The organism is Phycisphaerales bacterium AB-hyl4 (assembly GCA_041821185.1).
Classification (GTDB): Bacteria; Planctomycetota; Phycisphaerae; order Phycisphaerales; family Phycisphaeraceae; genus Natronomicrosphaera; species Natronomicrosphaera hydrolytica.
This window is the reverse complement of sequence record JBGUBD010000030.1, coordinates 1-1,376: the sequence shown is the minus strand read 5'-3', so window position 1 is coordinate 1,376 and position 1,376 is coordinate 1. Positions and strand designations below refer to the sequence as shown.

2 protein-coding genes are annotated in these 1,376 nt (G+C 64.3%); both read right to left on the bottom strand.

Annotated features, from left to right (window positions below; genetic code table 11):
• A partial coding sequence (locus ACERK3_19645) for an NAD-dependent epimerase/dehydratase family protein (GenBank protein ID MFA9480487.1) occupies positions 1-613 on the bottom strand: 613 nt, incomplete at its 3' end.
• A gap of 33 nt (positions 614-646) precedes the next feature.
• The coding region (locus tag ACERK3_19640) for a zinc-binding dehydrogenase (GenBank protein ID MFA9480486.1) at positions 647-1,376 on the bottom strand (730 nt) is incomplete at its 5' end.

Below are 1,376 nucleotides of genomic sequence, written 5' to 3'. Positions count from 1 at the left end.
TAAACACATCGACCGCGTCGCGCAGACTCATTTGTGTCAGGCCTGCCAGCGCCCATGGCCCGGGCGTGCAGTCGGGTTCGGTCTCAGGCGGCTTGCCATCTGGATAGATCGCCGCCAGCCGAAGGTTCGTGGCGTCAATCTGCGGGTTTTGGCGATGGAAATAGCGTGTGACTTCTTCCATGAGATACTTTGAGAAGCCGTAGCCGTGGCGGTCATCGCAGGGATGCTCGTCGGCGATGGGAAAGCTGCGCGGGCGAAAGTCCGGCGACTGCAGGCCGACCGCCGCGATCGAACTGGCAAGGACGAACCGTCGGCAACCCCGGTCGATCAGGTATCGCATCAGGCAGCGCGTGCCCTCGACGTTGACGGCCATCGCGTCATGCTCACTGCAACCGCCGGTCACCGCGCCGAGGTGAACCACTGCTTCAATCTCATAGCGGTCCAGTTGCCGCAGGTCTTCAAAGCGGGCAAAGTCACCTTGCACGGAAGCGACATCGAGGTCGGCCCCCCGTCGGCTCATGGCCAACGGCGTGGTCCCACCGTTGGCGTTAAGCGAGGTCGACAACGCACGGCCGATCAAACCGCTGGCGCCGGTGATCAGGGTATAAGGCATGGTCTGCTCCTTGATGCGATGGCCGGTGCCGACTTACGCGTCGCTCCATTTGATGACCGCGCTCACGAGGTCGGCAGCCTGGTCCTTGAGCATTCGATGGTAAAGAGCCACCGCCTCGGTTGGCTCAACGCGGTGCGTGATGGTGTGCTGCCAGGGCAATGCGCCGACGGCCATATTCTTGAGTACCGCCTGCCGGCAAGGCGGGCCGCCATCGTCGCAAGGAAAGTACATCGTCAGTCGGCGAGCGTGCGGTTCGAGGAAGCGCATCTGGATGGGATGTTCGCCATAGTTGCCTTGCCAGACGAACGTGCCATACGGCCGACACAGGCGAATGGCCGGGTCGATGCACTGGGGGAGACCCGTCGATTCAAACACCACGTCTGCGCCGTTCGTCCCATCGGGCAGCAGATCGGCGATCTGTTCCTCGGCGGGGCGTTGCGAGCTGTTGATGAGATGGTCGGCTCCAAGCGCGCTTGCCCGTTCGAGACGATCGTCGTCGATATCGACCGCGATCACCCGGCAACCGCGATGAGCACATGCCGCCACGACGCCAAGGCCGATCGGCCCGCAGCCGTGGACGACGACGACGTCGCCCATGCGCGGGTTGGCCATGTCCACGCCCGCCAGTCCCACCGCCGGCATCACGAACAGGCTCGCCGTCGCCGGGTCGACGCCATCGGGAAGTCGTGTCACGCCCGCCTTGCCCGGCTGCACGACCGCGTGGCTGCAATGCGTACCGGAAACGGCAGAGATCGCGTCGCCC